Annotated in this window: 17 protein-coding genes; 12 read left to right on the top strand and 5 right to left on the bottom strand. The window is 68.1% G+C overall.

Translation table 11 applies throughout. The features are described from left to right. Positions 1 to 144: 144 nt before the first annotated feature. On the bottom strand, positions 145 to 900 hold the full coding sequence (locus A5790_RS04100; protein ID WP_066841500.1) for an enoyl-CoA hydratase: 756 nt from the start codon (positions 898 to 900) through the stop codon (positions 145 to 147). 22 nt (positions 901 to 922) lie between these two features. Here A5790_RS04100 and A5790_RS04095 point away from each other — a divergent pair, with 22 nt between their 5' ends. Both A5790_RS04095 and A5790_RS04090 read left to right on the top strand, forming a co-directional pair. Beyond that, positions 923 to 1,204, top strand: coding sequence for a DUF2277 domain-containing protein (locus tag A5790_RS04095; RefSeq protein WP_066841499.1), 282 nt, complete (start codon positions 923 to 925; stop codon positions 1,202 to 1,204). A gap of 4 nt (positions 1,205 to 1,208) precedes the next feature. Further along, positions 1,209 to 1,769 carry a DUF1802 family protein gene (locus A5790_RS04090; protein WP_066841498.1) on the top strand — a complete coding sequence of 187 codons (561 nt, stop codon included), beginning with the start codon at positions 1,209 to 1,211 and terminating at the stop codon, positions 1,767 to 1,769. Between the two features lie 9 nt (positions 1,770 to 1,778). Here A5790_RS04090 and A5790_RS04085 read toward each other — a convergent pair whose 3' ends face one another. Both A5790_RS04085 and A5790_RS04080 read right to left on the bottom strand, forming a co-directional pair. Then, on the bottom strand, positions 1,779 to 3,449 hold the full coding sequence (locus A5790_RS04085; protein WP_066841497.1) for a CocE/NonD family hydrolase: 1,671 nt from the start codon (positions 3,447 to 3,449) through the stop codon (positions 1,779 to 1,781). A gap of 9 nt (positions 3,450 to 3,458) precedes the next feature. Continuing rightward, a complete protein-coding gene (locus A5790_RS04080; RefSeq protein ID WP_066841496.1) occupies positions 3,459 to 4,067 on the bottom strand; it encodes a TetR/AcrR family transcriptional regulator in 609 nt (202 codons plus the stop codon). 43 nt (positions 4,068 to 4,110) lie between these two features. On the opposite strand from A5790_RS04080, the gene A5790_RS04075 reads away from it, so the two are divergent. Beyond that, the gene (locus tag A5790_RS04075) at positions 4,111 to 5,265 is read left to right on the top strand and encodes a sulfotransferase (protein WP_066841495.1); all 1,155 of its coding nucleotides are present in this window, start codon (positions 4,111 to 4,113) and stop codon (positions 5,263 to 5,265) included. Further along, positions 5,262 to 6,332, top strand: a complete 1,071-nt coding sequence (locus tag A5790_RS04070) for a hypothetical protein (protein ID WP_066841494.1) — start codon at positions 5,262 to 5,264, stop codon at positions 6,330 to 6,332. The genes A5790_RS04075 and A5790_RS04070 overlap by 4 nt, the downstream gene beginning before the upstream one ends. Before the next feature lie 22 nt (positions 6,333 to 6,354). Here the strand turns inward: A5790_RS04070 and A5790_RS04065 are convergent, their stop codons facing one another. After that, the gene (locus A5790_RS04065; RefSeq protein WP_066841493.1) at positions 6,355 to 6,924 is read right to left on the bottom strand and encodes a DUF3558 domain-containing protein; all 570 of its coding nucleotides are present in this window, start codon (positions 6,922 to 6,924) and stop codon (positions 6,355 to 6,357) included. 131 nt (positions 6,925 to 7,055) lie between these two features. Between A5790_RS04065 and A5790_RS04060 the strand changes: the two genes are divergently transcribed. From A5790_RS04060 to A5790_RS04045, 4 genes are read left to right on the top strand one after another with little or no spacing between them, the layout of a single operon-like run. After that, positions 7,056 to 8,012, top strand: a complete 957-nt coding sequence (locus tag A5790_RS04060; protein ID WP_066841492.1) for a metallophosphoesterase — start codon at positions 7,056 to 7,058, stop codon at positions 8,010 to 8,012. After that, positions 8,009 to 8,689 (top strand): 4'-phosphopantetheinyl transferase, encoded by a 681-nt coding sequence (locus A5790_RS04055; protein WP_066841491.1) that lies wholly within the window; start codon positions 8,009 to 8,011, stop codon positions 8,687 to 8,689. The genes A5790_RS04060 and A5790_RS04055 overlap by 4 nt, the downstream gene beginning before the upstream one ends. Next, positions 8,686 to 9,567 carry a tRNA pseudouridine(55) synthase TruB gene (gene truB, locus A5790_RS04050; protein ID WP_066841490.1) on the top strand — a complete coding sequence of 294 codons (882 nt, stop codon included), beginning with the start codon at positions 8,686 to 8,688 and terminating at the stop codon, positions 9,565 to 9,567. Before A5790_RS04055 ends, truB begins: the two co-directional genes overlap by 4 nt. A gap of 51 nt (positions 9,568 to 9,618) precedes the next feature. Then, on the top strand, positions 9,619 to 10,035 hold the full coding sequence (locus tag A5790_RS04045; RefSeq protein ID WP_066841489.1) for a DUF6632 domain-containing protein: 417 nt from the start codon (positions 9,619 to 9,621) through the stop codon (positions 10,033 to 10,035). Positions 10,036 to 10,206: 171 nt separating this feature from the next. On the opposite strand, the gene mntR is transcribed toward A5790_RS04045, so the two are convergent. Continuing rightward, the gene (mntR, locus tag A5790_RS04040; RefSeq protein WP_064394496.1) at positions 10,207 to 10,902 is read right to left on the bottom strand and encodes a manganese-binding transcriptional regulator MntR; all 696 of its coding nucleotides are present in this window, start codon (positions 10,900 to 10,902) and stop codon (positions 10,207 to 10,209) included. An 83-nt stretch (positions 10,903 to 10,985) separates the two neighbouring features. Between mntR and A5790_RS04035 the strand changes: the two genes are divergently transcribed. The 4 genes from A5790_RS04035 to A5790_RS04020 all read left to right on the top strand — a co-directional run bounded on the left by A5790_RS04035 (position 10,986) and on the right by A5790_RS04020 (position 16,268). Next, entirely contained in the window at positions 10,986 to 11,960 is a 975-nt protein-coding gene (locus A5790_RS04035; RefSeq protein ID WP_156656290.1) for a bifunctional riboflavin kinase/FAD synthetase, read from the top strand. 150 nt (positions 11,961 to 12,110) lie between these two features. Continuing rightward, positions 12,111 to 12,380, top strand: coding sequence for a 30S ribosomal protein S15 (rpsO, locus tag A5790_RS04030; protein ID WP_064394493.1), 270 nt, complete (start codon positions 12,111 to 12,113; stop codon positions 12,378 to 12,380). Positions 12,381 to 12,691: 311 nt separating this feature from the next. Then, positions 12,692 to 14,950 carry a polyribonucleotide nucleotidyltransferase gene (locus A5790_RS04025; RefSeq protein WP_066841487.1) on the top strand — a complete coding sequence of 753 codons (2,259 nt, stop codon included), beginning with the start codon at positions 12,692 to 12,694 and terminating at the stop codon, positions 14,948 to 14,950. Further along, entirely contained in the window at positions 14,928 to 16,268 is a 1,341-nt protein-coding gene (locus tag A5790_RS04020; RefSeq protein WP_066841542.1) for a pitrilysin family protein, read from the top strand. The genes A5790_RS04025 and A5790_RS04020 overlap by 23 nt, the downstream gene beginning before the upstream one ends. The last annotated feature ends 15 nt before the right edge of the window (positions 16,269 to 16,283 follow it).

The raw sequence follows: 16,283 nt of genomic DNA, 5'->3' as shown, positions 1-16,283 counted from the left end.
AGCGACCGCAAACTGCTGTAAATCCGCGGCGTGTCGTGATCAGACGCGGTCGCTCGCGCAAGGGGGCGCGCGCTCGCGCAAGGGGGCGCGCGCTCGCGCAAGGTGGCGCGCTCGCGCGCGCTGGCGGCTCGGACAAGCTGGGAATCAGCGGACCTGGGCGCGGCCCCGCTGCAACACGGCGTCGCGGTTGGCGGCGATGTCGTCACCGCTGGTCGTGCGCATCCACTCGCGCGCCGACGCCGCCTCGATCCACAACCCCTCGTTGGTCTGCGCCTCGTCGATGCGGTGATACGACGCCAGCAACGCGCGTACGGCCTGCTGGTTGTTGCCGACGATCGACGCCGCGACCTGCCGGGCGGTCGACATGAGCTCGGCGTGCGGCACCACCTGAGTGACCAACCCGGTCCGCAGGGCCTCCTCGGCCGACAGGTAGTCGCCGGTCAGGCTCATCCGGCGGGCCATCCCGACGCCGACCTTTTGCGGCAACCGCACCGACAGCCCCCACGTCGGCAACAGCCCCACCCGGGCGTGCGTATCGGCGAAGCGCGCCTGTTCGGAGGCGATCAGCACATCGCAGTACAGGGCGAGCTCGAGGCCACCGGTGACGGCCGCACCGTTGATCGCGCCGATCACCGGCTTGGTCATCGGCGGCCACTTCGGCGAGATGTCGGGCAGCTCGGTGGTGTCGCCCAGCTCCTTGAGGTCCAGACCCGCGCAGAACACCGGATCGGCGCCGGTGACGATCACGACGTCGACGTCGTCATCGGCCTGAACCTCACCGAGGGCCCGGTAGAACCGCCTGCGCAGCTCGGACGACAGCGCGTTGCGCGCCTGCGGCCGGTTGAGGGTCAGGGTGCGCACCCGATCGCGGGTGTCGATGAGCAGGATGTCGTCAGTCACCCGACGAACCTATCGTGGAGCCATGTGCCGAAACATCACCGAGCTACGCGGACTCGAACCGGCGGCGACCGACGAGGAGATCGAGGCCGCCGCGCGGCAGTACATTCGCAAGGTCAGCGGAATCACCCGGCCGACCGCGGCCAACGCCGACGCCTTCGAGGCCGCCGTCGCGGAGGTCACCGCCACCACCCACCGGCTGCTGGAGTCTCTGCCGGCCCGGCGCCAGCCGCCGAAGACGGTGCCGCCGTTGCGCCGGCCCGAGGTGCGGGCCCGCATGAACAGCAAAGCTGCGGTCGCGACGTAGCACGATGACGACGACGCTGACGCAGCCCGCGCTCAAGGAGTGGAGTGCTGCCATCCACGCGCTGCTGGACGGCAGGCAGACCGTTCTGCTGCGCAAGGGCGGTATTCACGAGAAGCGGTTCGCGGTCGCCGCGTCGCGCTTTCTGCTGTTTCCGACGGTCGCGCACAGCCACGCCGAGCGGGTGCGCCCCGAGCACCGCGATCTGCTCGATGTAGCGACCGCCGACAGCACAGAGGACGCGGTGGTCGTCCGCGCCGGCGCCCGCATCGTCGCCGCAGTCGAGGTGAACCGCCCCGAAGCCCTCGAAGAGATTGCGCCCCTGCATATTTGGACCGACGCATCGGTGCGCGCCGACCGGCTCGATTTTCGGCCCAAGCATCGGCTCACCGCGCTCGTCGTCCAGGCCTGCCCGCTCTTAGCCCCGCTGCGACTCGAACGCACACCCGAGTATGCCGGCTGCACCAGCTGGGTGCAGCTGCCGATCGACCCCGAGTGGGCGGCCCCGGTGCACGACGACGCCGCGCTGCACGAGATCGCCGAGCGGGTGCGCCGTTCGGTGGGCTGACCCCGCGCCTCAGCCGGCGGGCGGCTGCGGCGCGGCGGGCAGCACCAGCCGCGACGCGCCGTCGCCGAGATGCACGGTGTGGGTGGCCGGCGCGAGGCTCTTACCCGTCCCGAGCGGTTCGCCGGTACCGAGGTTGCGGGCGAACCGGGGGTGTGACCCGCCCGCCACGAGCACCCGGATCCGTGAACCCGCACGGAAGCGGTGCGCGATCGGGTCGAGTTCGATGCGTACCGGTCCGGAATCCGGTGCGGCGCTGACGTAGCCGTCGCTCACGTTGTGTGAGCGTCCCTTGGCGTCGACCTCGCTCAGGCGCACGAACAAATCGTTGTACGGGTTGTCGCACGAATGCGAGAGCTCCACGACCGGCACCCCCACCACATACTTGTCGGCGGGCAGGCGGTCGCCGGTGAAGCTCAACACGTCGGCACGCTGCGCCAGGCGGGTGTCCTTGCGATATCCGCCTTCCGGCGACAGCAGCCGGCCGCCCACCGTCGGCGTCGGATTCGCCGGGTTGTATGTGAACGTCGACGGGGCCGCGGTCTCCGGCGGGACGGCATCGCCGAGGCGACCGCCCGGCTGCAGGTAGCGCACCACTTCGGGCATGGCCGGCGGCCACTCGGGCAGGTCGATCCAGCCGCTGCCGTTGACGAAGATCCGCACAGGCTGGCGCCGCTTGCTGTCCGCGCCGGTGAGGTGGGCGCCCAACCAGTCGAGCGTCTCGCGGATGGCGGTCGGCGCGGCCTTGGTCATCAGCTGGGTGTGGATCCACGGGCCGACGGTCAGTCCGACCTCGACTCCGCGCTCACGCAGCCGCCGATACTGGGCCATCGTCTGCTCCAGGAACAGGTCCTGCCAGCCGCTGATCAGCAGCACCGGCACGTCGGCGGTGTCCAAGGCCCGACGCAGGTTCAGCGCGGTCCAGAAGGGATCGTCGGCATCGGGATGATCGAGCCAGGACTCCCACCACGGCGCACCCTCGCCCAGCAGCGCGCGGCCCGCCTCGCCGGCGGGCAGCCTGCTCATCGCACGGGCCAGCCGGCGCCGCGACCGCAGCTGTCGCACCAGCGCCCGCGCCCGGTTCGGATCCTCCTGATGGGCCACCAGGTGGCTCCAGCCGAGGAAGTCGCTCAGCGCGAACGAACCGGGACCCCACCGCGGCCCGCTGACGTCGTGCGGACCGACGGTGATCACCGCGGCCCTCATCTCCGGTGGCGGGTCGGTGAGCAGCGCCCACTGGGTGAAACCGAGATACGACAGCCCGATCGTGGCGAACGAGCCGGTGAACCACTCCTGGTTGCGCAGCCACTCGACGGTGTCGGCGCCGTCGGCGATCTCGTTGACCATCGGGTCGAAGTCGCCGCCGGAGCCGTAGGTTCCGCGCACGCTCTGCAGGACGACGTGATAGCCGCGTGCGGCGTAGACGCGTCCGTAGATGGCGGCGAAGGGGAAGTCGCGGCCATAGGGGCAGCGGACCAGCAGCGTGCCGGCGGGGTCCGGTGTGCTGGGCGCATAGTGGTCGGCGCGCAGCTCGACATCGTCGCGCATCGGTACACGGACCTTGTGGACGGTGAAGTCGGTGGTGTGCGGCGGCAGCCGCAGCAGGCGTGACACGGTGCGTCCGGTGAGCTGCTTGACCTTCGAACGGGATGCCGGCGGTGCGGCGACGGAGGATGCGGTCACGTCACGAGGCTACGCAGACTCGATGCCGCCGCGTTCGATCGCCTGTGTCACCTGGGCCATCAACCAGTCGATCGCACCGGTGGCCGCGTCGCCGTCCAGGCCCCACACCGCGACCAGGCGCTCGTAGGTGGGCGGGCTCCACAGCACGTCGAGCAGGCCTGCGATCGCGCGCCGCTGTTCGTCGGGGAGCTGCGGTGAGGCCTCGGTCACCGCTCGCAACAGCGCATCGCGGCGGCGGACGTCGGAGCTGACGAACGCGGGATCGACCGGCGACGGTGTGCTGTGCTTGACCGAGAAGCGTTGCAGCGACGCGAAAACCCGCCCTGTCACCTCACTCAGGTTCGCCAGCGTGACGTCCTCATAGGACACCCCGGCTTCGGTCTCGAGCCGTTGCATCACCGCGTCGTGCAGATGGCGTTCGGTCGGGAAATACCGGTACACCGTCCGCTCGCCGACCCCGGCCCGCGCGGCGACGGCCTTGAACGTCAGCTCGCGCCAGTCCCACGTCTCGAACTCATGCACCAGCGCACTGCCCGCGGCGACGATGCGCTCGCGGGTGTGTGCTGCCTTGCGCCTGCGGACGCTGTTGTCGTACGAGCGCGTTGACGAGCCGGCCATAGTAGTGGCAGTGTACTGTCACCAATTCGGTGGGAGGTGCAGTGTGGCATCCGTCGAGGATCTGATGGCCGCGGCCGTCGAGCGCACCGGACTCGAGGACTTCGGCGAGGACTCGTTCCGCGAGGGCCTCGAGATCCTCGTCCGTGCGCTGAGCGAAGAAGCCCGGCTCAACGCGCGCGGCGAGGACTTCGTCTACAACCGCATCGGGCTGCACCTGTCGCAGCGGCTCCAGGTAGAGGATTGGTACCGCCGCCACCCCGACATCGACGACGAGCAGATCGCCGCGCCGCTGTTCGGGTTGGGCCTGCCGCGGACGGGATCGACCGCGCTGTCGTTCCTGCTCGCGCAGGATCCCGACGTCCGTTACGTGCGCAGCTGGGAGTCCGCTCAGCCGTGCCCGCCACCGTCGACCGTGCGCGGCGACGACCCGCGCATCCCGCCGGATCAGCGGCCCGTCCTCGTGGGCACCCGCCACCACGTGCCCACCGACATCCGCGGACCGATGGAATGCCTGGACCTGATGGCGCTCGACTTCAAGTCCCAGATCTTCCAGGCCTACGCACAGATTCCGACCTACTCGCAATGGCTCTGCGACCGAGCCGATTTCACGTCGACGTACCGCTATGAACGACGGGTCCTCAGATTGCTGCAGTGGGGGGAACCGACGCGCCCATGGCGGCTCAAGTCGCCGGCACATGTGCTTTCGCTGGACTGCCTCGACCGCGTGTTCCCCGATGCCCGCTTCGTCATGACGCACCGCGATCCGACCGACGTGCTGCTGTCGGTCGTCGACGTCTACGCCGACATCGTCGGCGGTTTCACCGATCACCTCGACCGGCGCTATCTCGGTGAACTGAACGTCACCCAGTGGTCGACGGGGATCACGCGGGCGATGGCGTTCCGCGATAAGGCTGCAGAGCGGTTCTACGACATCGACTTTCGGGTCATGCAGAACGATCCGATCGGCGAAGTCAAGCGGTTGTACAGCTGGCTCGGCGAGACGGTGACCGAACGGTTCGAGGCCGGTATGCGGGCGTGGTGGACCGAGAACGCCGAGAAGCGCGAGCCGCACCCCAAGGCCGACCCGGTGGCATTCGGATTGGACGACAGCGTAATTCGGCCGTTGTTCGCGGCCTACGTGGACGCCTACGCCGGCGGCTCTGGGCGTTACGGCCAGCAGGAGGAAAGCACCGCATGACCGTCGACGTAACGGGCGGCATCGACCCGGCCCGCGAGCACATGTTCGTCGAGCGACCGCACGACCCCGAGATGCGGGATTCGGTGAGCTTCTGGGTGTTCGACGACCGCGGCGAGGTCGGCCTGCCCAGGATCGGCATCGAGGCGGTCGCGTCCAACTGGGACGCTCACGGACTGCAGGTCAACCTGGCGTTCGCCGACGGACGCGTCTACCGCTTGCGCGCCGACGGGCAGAGCGCGCCGGTCGAGGGCCGCAACGGCGAGCCGACAGTGCTCGGCGCGGGGCCGCTGACGTTCGAGTGCGTGGCGCCGTTCGACACGTGGACGGTGACGTTCGACGGTCAGGCCGTCCAGACGTCCTCGGAGGCGCTCATAACCGGCGACAAGAGCGGCCCGCTTGTCGACGTGCGATTCGAGGTCGAGGCGAGAATGGCGGTGCCACCGTGGATTCAGGGGGCGATGCGCGATGACGCCGCCGACCAACTGAAGACGACGGTGGTCGGGGAGTTGATGGGCGGCGCCCGTTACGAACAGTTGTTCCGCGCCGACGGGATCGTGGAGGTGGCCGGACGTCGGCACCCGTTGTCGGGAGGCGGGCTGCGCATCCGTCGCCAAGGCGTGCGCCGACTGGAGGGGTTCTGGGGGCACTGCTGGCAGTCCGCGCTGTTCGGAAGCGGACGAGCGTTCGGCTACATCGCCTACCCGCCGCGGCCCGACGGCCAGCCGAACTACAACGAGGGTTACCTGTACCTCGGAGACCCGGCCGGCCTGATCCCCGCCCGCGTCGTCGAGGCCCCGTGGCTGCGCCGGTTGCGGCCGCGCGGCGAGGATGTGTCACTGGTGCTCGAAACGGCCCGCGGAACCGTGCACATCGAGGGGGAGACGGTGCTGTCCACCCACGACATCACCGATCCCGCTGAGCTCCCCGCCGAACAACTGGAGAAGATGGCCAATTGGACGTTCCCGGCCCTGCAGCAGGCCGGTGTGCGCTACCGCTGGGACGGCGAGGAGACGATCGGGATGTTAGAGCGGTCCAGCCCGATGGACCGCATCGAACACGACAGCTGAACGCGCGGGCCGATCAGAAGACTCAGAACACGTAGTGCGGAATCAGCTCGTGCGCGCGCTGCAGGTTGGTCTGCATGCAGTCGGGGTCGGGCTCGGAGTAGATCGGCGAGTAGAACAGCGACTGCTGCAGCACGCCGTAGCTGGTGTCGAAGGCGATCATGCAGGTGATCCACCAGCGGTTGTTCCAGTCCGTCGGCTTCATGACCCAGTACTGCGCCGCGCGGTGTCCGTCGATGTCGAGTTGGACCGCATCGGCGGGCAGCGTCTGCTCGTAGGTGCGCCAGACGATGGCCTCCACGGCCATTTGATAGTTGCCCGCGTCGTACCTGCACCGCAGCTGATCCTCCGGTGTCGGCGGGGTGAACGTCAGACCGATCGCCTGCACCGCCTCGAGCGGAATCTGCTTGCACGGGTTGAACGGCGACGGGTCGGTGGTCTCGATGACGGGCCACTTGATCGACGTCGTGACATTCGTCATCGGAATGTCGACGGCGTCCACCCGCGGGGCGCCGGCCGGGTTGGCCTGCCACACCACCATCACCGCAGCGATCAGTGCGCACAGTGCCGAGACCAAGCGCAGCTTGGCGAGCATGTCACCCCTTTGTTCGTCGGTCCGACCCTGCGGGGAGTGTAGCGGGCCGCTGCCAGCACCCGAAGAGAAACAAGAACCTGTTCTAGTTGCCGGACGAGCCGCGCGCATCCGGTTAAGTACCCTGGTCAGTTGTGACACGCGACGGCCGACGACCCACGCTCTGGGCGATCAGCGACTTGCACACGGGTCACACAGGCAACAAACCCGTGACCGAGTCGCTGCATCCGGCCTCGCTCGACGACTGGCTCATCGTCGCCGGCGACGTCGCCGAACGCACCGACGAGATCCGCTGGGCCCTGGACCTGTTGCGCAAACGGTTCGCCAAGGTGATCTGGATTCCGGGCAACCACGAGCTGTGGACCACCAACCGCGACCCGATGCAGATCTTCGGCAAGGCCCGCTACGACTACCTGGTCAACATGTGCGACGAGATGGGCATCATCACCCCCGAGCACCCGTTCCCGGTGTGGACCGAGGAGGGCGGTCCGGCCACGATCGTGCCAATGTTCCTGCTGTACGACTACACCTTCCTGCCCGAAGGCGCCGCCACCAAGGCCGAGGGACTGGCCATTGCGCGCGAGCGCAACGTCGTCGGCACCGACGAGTTCCTGCTGTCCGCCGAGCCCTACGCCACCCGCGACGCGTGGTGCCGCGACCGGGTGTCCTACACCCGCAAGCGACTCGAGGACCTCGACTGGATGACGCCGACGGTGCTCGTCAACCACTTCCCAATGGTTCGCGAACCCTGCGACGCGATGTTCTACCCCGAGTTCTCGCTGTGGTGCGGCACCACCGCCACCGCCGACTGGCACACCCGCTACAACGCGGTGTGCTCCGTCTACGGACACCTGCACATTCCGCGCACGACGTGGTACGACGGTGTGCGGTTCGAGGAGGTGTCTGTCGGATATCCGCGAGAGTGGCGCCGCCGCAAGCCATATCGCTGGATGCGCCAGATCCTGCCCGACCCGCAGTATCCGCCCGGGTACCTCAACGAGTTCGGCGGCCACTTCCAGATCACCCAGGAGATGCGGGAGAACGCGCAGAAGGTGCAGCAGCGGATCCGCGACAGGCAGGTTTCGCGATGACGGTCGCCGCGTCGCTGCTGTCCGGTGTGCTGCCGGCGACGACGCCGGGCCTGGCAGCTGCCGAGGTCTACCGCGACCCGCCGGGCCTGGCGCCGCTGCCCGAGGAGGAGCCTCTGGTCGCGCGGTCGGTCGCCAAGCGGCGCAACGAGTTCGTCACGGTGCGGTACTGCGCGCGACGGGCACTCTCCGAGATCGGTGTCGGACCGGTGCCGATTCTGAAGGGGGAGAAGGGTGAACCCCGGTGGCCCGACGGCATCGTCGGCTCGCTGACGCACTGTGATGGCTATCGCGGGGCTGTGGTCGGCCGGCAGGCCGAGGTGCGGTCGGTGGGCATCGACGCAGAACCGCACGGTGTGCTGCCCGACGGTGTGCTCGACGCGATCAGCCTGCCCGCCGAGCGAATCGAACTGAAACAGCTGCCGGGCGAACTGCACTGGGACCGAATCCTGTTCTGCGCCAAAGAGGCGACCTACAAGGCGTGGTTCCCGGTGACCCGCCGGTGGCTGGGTTTCGAGGACGCGCACATTGTCTTCGACGTCGACGACAGCGGCACCTCCGGCAGTTTCGTCTCGCGAATCCTGATCGACCCGGCGGCGATGCACGGAACCCCGCTGGAATCCCTGGCCGGTCGGTGGTCGGTCCGCGACGGTCTGGCGCTGACCGCGATCGTGCTATGACACAGGCGGGTCTGGTCATCGTCGACAAACCCGTGGGCATGACGAGCCATGACGTCGTCGGCCGCTGCCGTCGCTTCTTCGGCACCCGCAAGGTCGGCCACGCCGGGACCCTTGACCCGATGGCCACCGGCGTTCTCGTCGTCGGGATCGAGCGCGCCACCAAGATACTTGGACTGCTGACGGCGACGGACAAGGCGTACTCCGCGACCATCCGGCTCGGGCAAACCACCTCGACCGACGACGCCGAAGGCGAGGTGCTGCAGCAGGTTTCGGCCGACGTCGTTACCGACGAGTGCATCGAGCGCGCGGTCGCGGACCTTCGCGGCGAGATCGACCAGGTCCCGTCGGCGGTGAGCGCGATCAAAGTCGGCGGACAGCGCGCCTACAAACTCGCGCGCGAAGGGCAGGCCGTCGAGTTGGCACCCCGCCGGGTGTGTATCGAGCGGTTCACGGTGCTAGACGTCCGCCGCGAACCCGGCGTCGTCGACGTCGACGTCGAGGTGGAGTGCTCCAGCGGCACCTACATTCGTGCACTGGCCCGCGACGTCGGCGCCGCGCTGGGAGTCGGTGGGCATCTCACCGCGTTGCGTCGCACCAGAGTCGGCGGATTCGGGTTGAGTGAGGCGCGCACGCTCGACGAGCTCGCCGAAACCCCACGACTGTCGTACAGCCTCGACACCGCATGTCTTTTGGCCTTCCCGCGGCGGGAACTGACCTCAGACGAGGCCGAGGACGTGCGGCACGGCCGACCGCTCGAACCGGCGAGCATCGACGGGATTTACGCCGCGACGGCTCAGGACGGTCAGGTCATCGCGCTGCTGGAAGACCGGTCGGAACGCACGAAGTCGGTCGTCGTGCTGCGTCCGGCGACCTTGTAGGCCGGCGCATCCGGGCGCATACTGACGCCGTCCTAGAGATGGGAGCCGAAAATGGCGTCTCCGTACAAAGCTCTTCAGGTCGCATTGGGCGTGTTCGGCGTGGTTGCCCTCTGCCTGTATCCGCTTGCCGCGGTGTGGCCGTCAGGTTGGGCGTGGCATCCGGGACCGCCGCATCACTCCGACTACTTCATGATGATCGTCGGGCTGTATGCGACCCTCGGGGTCTTTCTGGTGTGGGCGGCGCGTAATCCGCGCGCTCATCTGAGCCTGATCTGGTTCACGGTGTGGTCCAGCGTCGTGCACGCCGTCATCATGGCGGTGCAGTCGGTGCGCGGTGAGCACCAGACCGGGCATCTGGTGGGCGATGTGCCCGCACTGCTGTTGGTCGCGATCGTGTTGGCGGTGCTCGTGCGGGCTTCCGGCCTCACGATGTCCGAGGAACAGCCGGCCGCCGTCGAACGAAGCTGAGGGGACACCCCGCGGATGTGGAGCCATGGCGAAAATCCGGCGGCCGGTTATCGCCGCCGACCATTCGGGAAGGCGCCCGCCTTGCAGCGAAAAATTCGCTGGCAGCGAATAATTCGCTGATAGGCGGGCACTCGTCGCAGTGGCCGGCGGCCCGCCACAGCCACCATCGCGCTAGCTCGCGACCACCCAGATCGCTTCTGCGGCAGGGCTTCCCAGCTCGACGGTGGTGTCGTCGCCGTCTGTCGACTCGATGGCCACCGAGATCATGCCGGCGAAGTCGCGCCGGGCCACCACACGAAGGCGCGAGTCCAGGCTGATGCCGACACTGTCGAAGTACCGCAGCATCTCAGGATCGGCGTCCGAGATGCGCGCTATCGTGCCGCGGTCGCCGTCGTTGCAGGCCGACAACTGGCGCGCGTCCGGGGCGGGCACGCGTCCGTCGGCGGCCGGAATCGGATCGCCGTGTGGATCGCGCGTCGGATGCCCGAGCTTGGCGTCGATGCGGTCGAGCATCCGGTCCGACACCGCGTGCTCGAGGACCTCGGCTTCGTCGTGCACCTCGTCCCAGCTGTAACCCAACTCGCGCACGAGGAACGTCTCCATCAGCCGGTGCCTGCGCACCATCGCCAGGGCGGCGGCCCGGCCGGCCTCCGTCAGCGTCACCGCGCCGTACTTCTCGTGGTCGACCAGGCCCTGGTCGGCGAGCTTGCGGATCGACTCCGAGGCGGTGCTGGCCGACACGCCGAGACGCTCGGCCAGCAACTTGGTGCTCACCTTCTCCTGCGACCACTCCTGAACGGTCCAGATGACTTTCAGGTAGTCCTGGGCAACCGTCGTCAGGTCACGCGCATCGCCGGCAGGATTCACAATGACAAAGTTTAGGCAATACTCACCTGATCTGGGGGATCCGGCGACGCGGAGGACCCCTGTCGCGCCGTAGGCTTGCCCTCGTGCAGCGCTGGCGGGGACAAGACGAGATCCCGACGGACTGGGGCCGATGCGTGGTCACCATCGGGGTTTTCGACGGTGTGCATCGCGGACACCAGGAGCTGATCAACCACGCGGTCAAGGCCGGCCGGTCCCGCGGCGTGCCCACGGTGCTGATGACCTTCGACCCGCACCCGATGGAGGTTGTCTTCCCGGGCAGCCATCCCGCCCAGCTGACCACGCTGACCCGGCGCGCCGAACTGGTCGAGGAACTCGGCGTCGACGTCTTCCTGGTAATGCCGTTCACCGCCGACTTCATGAAGCTGACCCCGGAGCGCTACATCCACGAACTCCTGGTCGAACACCTGCACGTGGTCGAGGTCGTTGTGGGGGAGAACTTCACGTTTGGCAAGAAGGCGGCGGGCAACGTCGAGTTGCTGCGCCAGGCCGGCGAGCGGTTCGGCTTCGCCGTGGAGAGCATGACCCTGGTCTCCGAAGTGGCCGACACCGACCGGGCCGTCACGTTCTCCTCGACTTACATCCGGTCCTGCGTCGACGCGGGCGACGTCGTCGCCGCGGCCGAGGCGTTGGGGCGCCCGCACCGCGTCGAGGGGGTCGTGGTGCGCGGCGACGGACGGGGCAAGGTGCTGGGCTTTCCGACCGCCAACGTGGCGCCGCCCATGTACTCGGCGATTCCCGCCGACGGCGTCTACGCGGCGTGGTTCACCGTGCTCGGCCACGGTCCGGTCGCGGGCAGCGTCATCCCCGGCGAGCGGTACCAGGCCGCGGTCTCGGTGGGGACCAATCCGACGTTCTCCGGACGCACCCGCACCGTCGAGGCATTCGTGCTCGACACCACCGCCGACCTGTACGGTCAGCACGTCGCCGTCGATTTCGTGGCCCGGTTGCGCGGCCAGGAGAAGTTCGCCAACGTCGACGACCTGGTCGAGCAGATGGGGCGCGACACCGAACACGCCCGCACAGTCCTGGCTCGGTGACACCGGCACCGTTGAGCTGCGATTTCGCCGCTCACCTCGGCCGCTGCTAGACTGCCTGCCGACCGGGCGTGCGCTGCAGTTCGCGGCGGCCGCGCCTTCCCGGGGCCCACCCCTCCCCTTCCCGCGGACTGAAAAAGATGGAGTTGTTTCGTGGCGCTTACCGCCGAAGAGAAAAAGTCGATCCTGAGCGACTACGGCCTGCATGACACCGATACCGGCTCGCCGGAGGCGCAGGTCGCCCTGCTGACCAAGCGGATCATCGACCTCACCGAGCACCTGAAGGTGCACAAGCACGATCACCACTCTCGGCGTGGTCTGCTGCTGCTCGTCGGCCGCAGGCGCCGGCTGCTCAAGTACGTGGCCCAGGTCGACGTCCAGCGGTACCGCACGCTGATCGAACGACTCGGCCTGCGTCGCTGACCTCGTACCGGCGCGCGAACGCGCGACGGGATTCGGCCGGGTACTCCTCGCAGAGTACGATGGCCTCGTTCGACTGCCATTGAGGCGCGAACGACCTGGGTGCGGTTTTCGCAGCTCCGCGAGCACCGTTCCCGCGTGTCATAACCAGGACCTGCTCGATCGCGCGGTCTTCGGTAGTGGCTGCCGGAAGAACTGCCGGCAGCTTCGATCGATGGCCGTAGCCGCATCGAGGCCGGTGGTTCAAGCGCTGTGACGACGCGAAAACAGCTAAACAGTGGAGACACTGAACCAGAGAGGCCATACGGACACCTATGTCTGTAGTTGAAATTGAAGACGGCGTGTACGAAGCGACCGCCGTGATCGACAACGGGAGCTTCGGCACCCGCACCATCCGTTTCGAGACCGGCCGGCTGGCCCAGCAGGCCGCCGGCGCCGTCGTCGCCTACCTCGACGACGAGACGATGTTGCTCTCGGCGACATCGGCCAGCAAGACCCCCAAAGATCATTTCGACTTCTTCCCGTTGACCATCGACGTCGAAGAGCGCATGTATGCCGCGGGTCGCATCCCCGGTTCGTTCTTCCGCCGCGAGGGCCGCCCGTCGACCGACGCGATCCTGACCTGCCGGCTGATCGACCGCCCGCTGCGGCCGACGTTCGTCGCCGGCCTGCGCAACGAGATCCAGGTCGTGGTCACCGTCATGAGCCTGGATCCCAAGGATCTGTACGACGTGGTCGCGATCAACGCGGCGTCGGCGTCCACGCAGATCGCGGGCCTGCCGTTCTCCGGGCCGGTCGGCGGCGTGCGTGTCGCGCTGATCGACGGGACCTGGGTCGCCTTCCCGACCGTCGAGCAGCTCGAGCGGGCGGTGTTCGACATGGTCGTCGCCGGTCGTGCCATCGAGGGCGGCGACGTGGCGATCATGATGGTCGAGGCCGAGGCCACCGACAACGTCGTCGAGTTGATCGCCGGCGGTGCGCAGGCGCCCACCGAGAGCGTCGTGGCCGAGGGCCTGGAGGCCGCCAAACCGTTCATCGCGAGCCTGTGCGCAGCGCAGCAGGAGTTGGCCGAGCGCGCCGCCAAGCCGACCGCCGACTACCCGGTGTTCCCTGAGTACGGCGAAGACGTCTACTACGCCGTCGCCTCGGTGGCCACCGACGCATTGTCGGAGGCGCTGACCATCGCCGGTAAGGCCGAGCGCAACGACCGCACCGACGAGATCAAGGCCGAGGTGCTCGAGCGGCTGGCCGAGCAGTACGCGGGCCGCGAGAAGGAGGTCGGCGCCGCGTTCCGCTCGCTGACTAAAAAGCTTGTGCGCCAACGCATCCTGACCGATCACTTCCGCATCGACGGCCGCGGTATCACCGACATTCGCGCGCTGAGTGCCGAGGTCGCCGTCGTCCCGCGGGCGCACGGCAGCGCGCTGTTCGAGCGTGGCGAGACCCAGATTCTGGGCGTCACCACCCTCGACATGATGAAGCTGGCCCAGCAGATCGACTCGCTGGGGCCTGAAACCTCCAAGCGCTACATGCATCACTACAACTTCCCGCCCTACTCGACCGGTGAGACCGGCCGTGTCGGTTCGCCGAAGCGCCGCGAGATCGGCCACGGTGCGCTGGCGGAGCGGGCGCTGATGCCGGTGCTGCCCAGCGTCGAGGAGTTCCCGTACGCGATCCGCCAGGTGTCGGAGGCGTTGAGCTCCAACGGTTCGACGTCGATGGGCTCGGTATGCGCATCGACGCTCGCGCTGCTCAACGCCGGTGTGCCGCTCAAGGCTCCGGTCGCGGGCATCGCGATGGGCCTGGTGTCCGACGACATCGAGGTTGATGGCAAGACTGAGCGCCGGTTCGTCGCGCTCACCGACATCCTCGGTGCCGAGGATGCGTTCGGCGACATGGACTTCAAGGTCGCGGGCACCAAGGAGTTCGTCACCGCGCTGCAGTTGGACACCAAGCTCGACGGCATTCCGTCGCAGGTGCTCGCCGGTGCGCTGTCGCAGGCCAAGGACGCCCGGCTGACGATCCTCGAGGTGATGGCCGAGGCCATCGACGGGCCCGACGAGATGAGCCCGTACGCCCCGCGGATCACCACCATCAAGGTGCCCGTCGACAAGATCGGCGAGGTGATCGGGCCCAAAGGCAAGATCATCAACCAGATCACCGAGGAGACCGGCGCGTCGATCTCCATCGAGGACGACGGCACGGTGTTCGTCGGCGCGACCGACGGACCGTCGGCGCAGGCGGCGATCGACAAGATCAACGCGATCGCCAATCCGCAGCTGCCCAAGGTCGGCGAGCGGTTCCTCGGAACCGTCGTCAAGACAACGGATTTCGGCGCCTTCGTGTCGCTGCTTCCGGGTCGCGACGGGCTTGTCCACATCTCGAAGCTGGGACGTGGCAAACGGATCGCCAAGGTCGAGGACGTCGTCAAGGTCGGCGACAAGCTGCGTGTGGAGATCGCCGACATCGACAACCGCGGGAAGATCTCGCTGATCCTCGTCGACGAACAGGAAGATGGAGCCGCGTCCAATTCCGACGCCGCGCCGGCAGATGCCGCAGCGGCCAGCAGTTAGGGCGTTGCGCCACACCGAACGTGGCGACAGATCAGCGGAGGCAGTGCGTCGCACGGTGTTACCCGGTGGCCTGCGTGTGGTCACCGAGTACCTCCCGTCGGTGCATTCGGCGTCGGTAGGGCTATGGGTCAACGTCGGTTCGCGCGACGAGGGCCCGAGTGTCGCGGGTGCGGCGCACTTCCTCGAGCACTTGCTGTTCAAGTCGACGCCGACCCGGTCGGCGGTGAGCATCGCGCAGGCCGTCGACGCGGTCGGCGGCGAGCTGAACGCCTTCACCGCCCGCGAGCACACCTGCTACTACGCGCACGTGCTCGACTCCGATCTGGAGTTGGCCGTCGACCTCGTCGCCGACGTCGTCTTGCGCGGACAGTGCGCGGCCGAGGACGTCGAGGTCGAACGCGACGTGGTGCTGGAGGAGATCGCGATGCGCGACGACGATCCCGAGGACACCCTCGGCGACGAGTTCCTCGCCGCGATGTTCGGCTCGCATCCGGTTGGACGCCCGGTGATCGGCAGCGTGGACTCGATCTCCTCGATGACCCGCGCCCAACTGCACTCCTTCCACGTCCGCCGCTACACCCCCGAGCGGATGGTGCTCGCGGTGGCGGGCAACGTCGATCACGACGACGTGGTGTCGCTGGCGCGCGAGTACTTCGGCGCGCGTCTGATGCGTGGCCGCACACCGGTGCCGCCCCGCAAAGGTGCCGGCCGGGTGGGTGGACGCCCGAGCCTGGAACTGGTCAACCGGGACTCCGAACAGACGCACCTTTCGCTGGGTGTGCGCACACCGGGACGGCACTGGGAGCACCGCTGGGCGCTGTCGGTGCTGAACACCGCGCTCGGCGGGGGCCTGAGTTCGCGGCTGTTCCAGGAGATTCGGGAGGCTCGTGGGTTGGCGTACTCGGTGTACTCGACGATCGACACCTTCTCCGACAGCGGCGCGCTGTCGGTGTACGCGGGTTGCCTGCCGGACCGCTTCGACGAGGTTGCCCGCGTGACCACCGATGTGCTCGAGGCCGTCGCAAGCGACGGGATCACCGAAGACGAGTGCCGGATCGCGAAGGGTTCCCTGCGCGGCGGACTGGTGCTCGGCCTGGAGGATTCGGGATCGCGAATGAACCGCATCGGCCGCAGCGAACTGCATTTCGGTGAGCACCGCACCATCGACGAGACGTTGGCGAAGATCGACGCGGTCACGCTCGACGAGGTCAACGCCGTCGCGCGCCGGCTTCTGCGGCGGCCCTACGGCGGCGCTGTGTTGGGTCCGCTTCAATCGAAACGGTCACTGCCTCAGCCGCTTCGGGCCATCGCCGGCTAATCACCTACGCTGGGG

Source organism: Mycobacterium sp. 852002-51152_SCH6134967 (assembly GCF_001667105.1).
Classification (GTDB): Bacteria; Actinomycetota; Actinomycetes; order Mycobacteriales; family Mycobacteriaceae; genus Mycobacterium; species Mycobacterium neumannii_A.
This window is presented reverse-complemented; position numbering and strand designations above follow the sequence as displayed.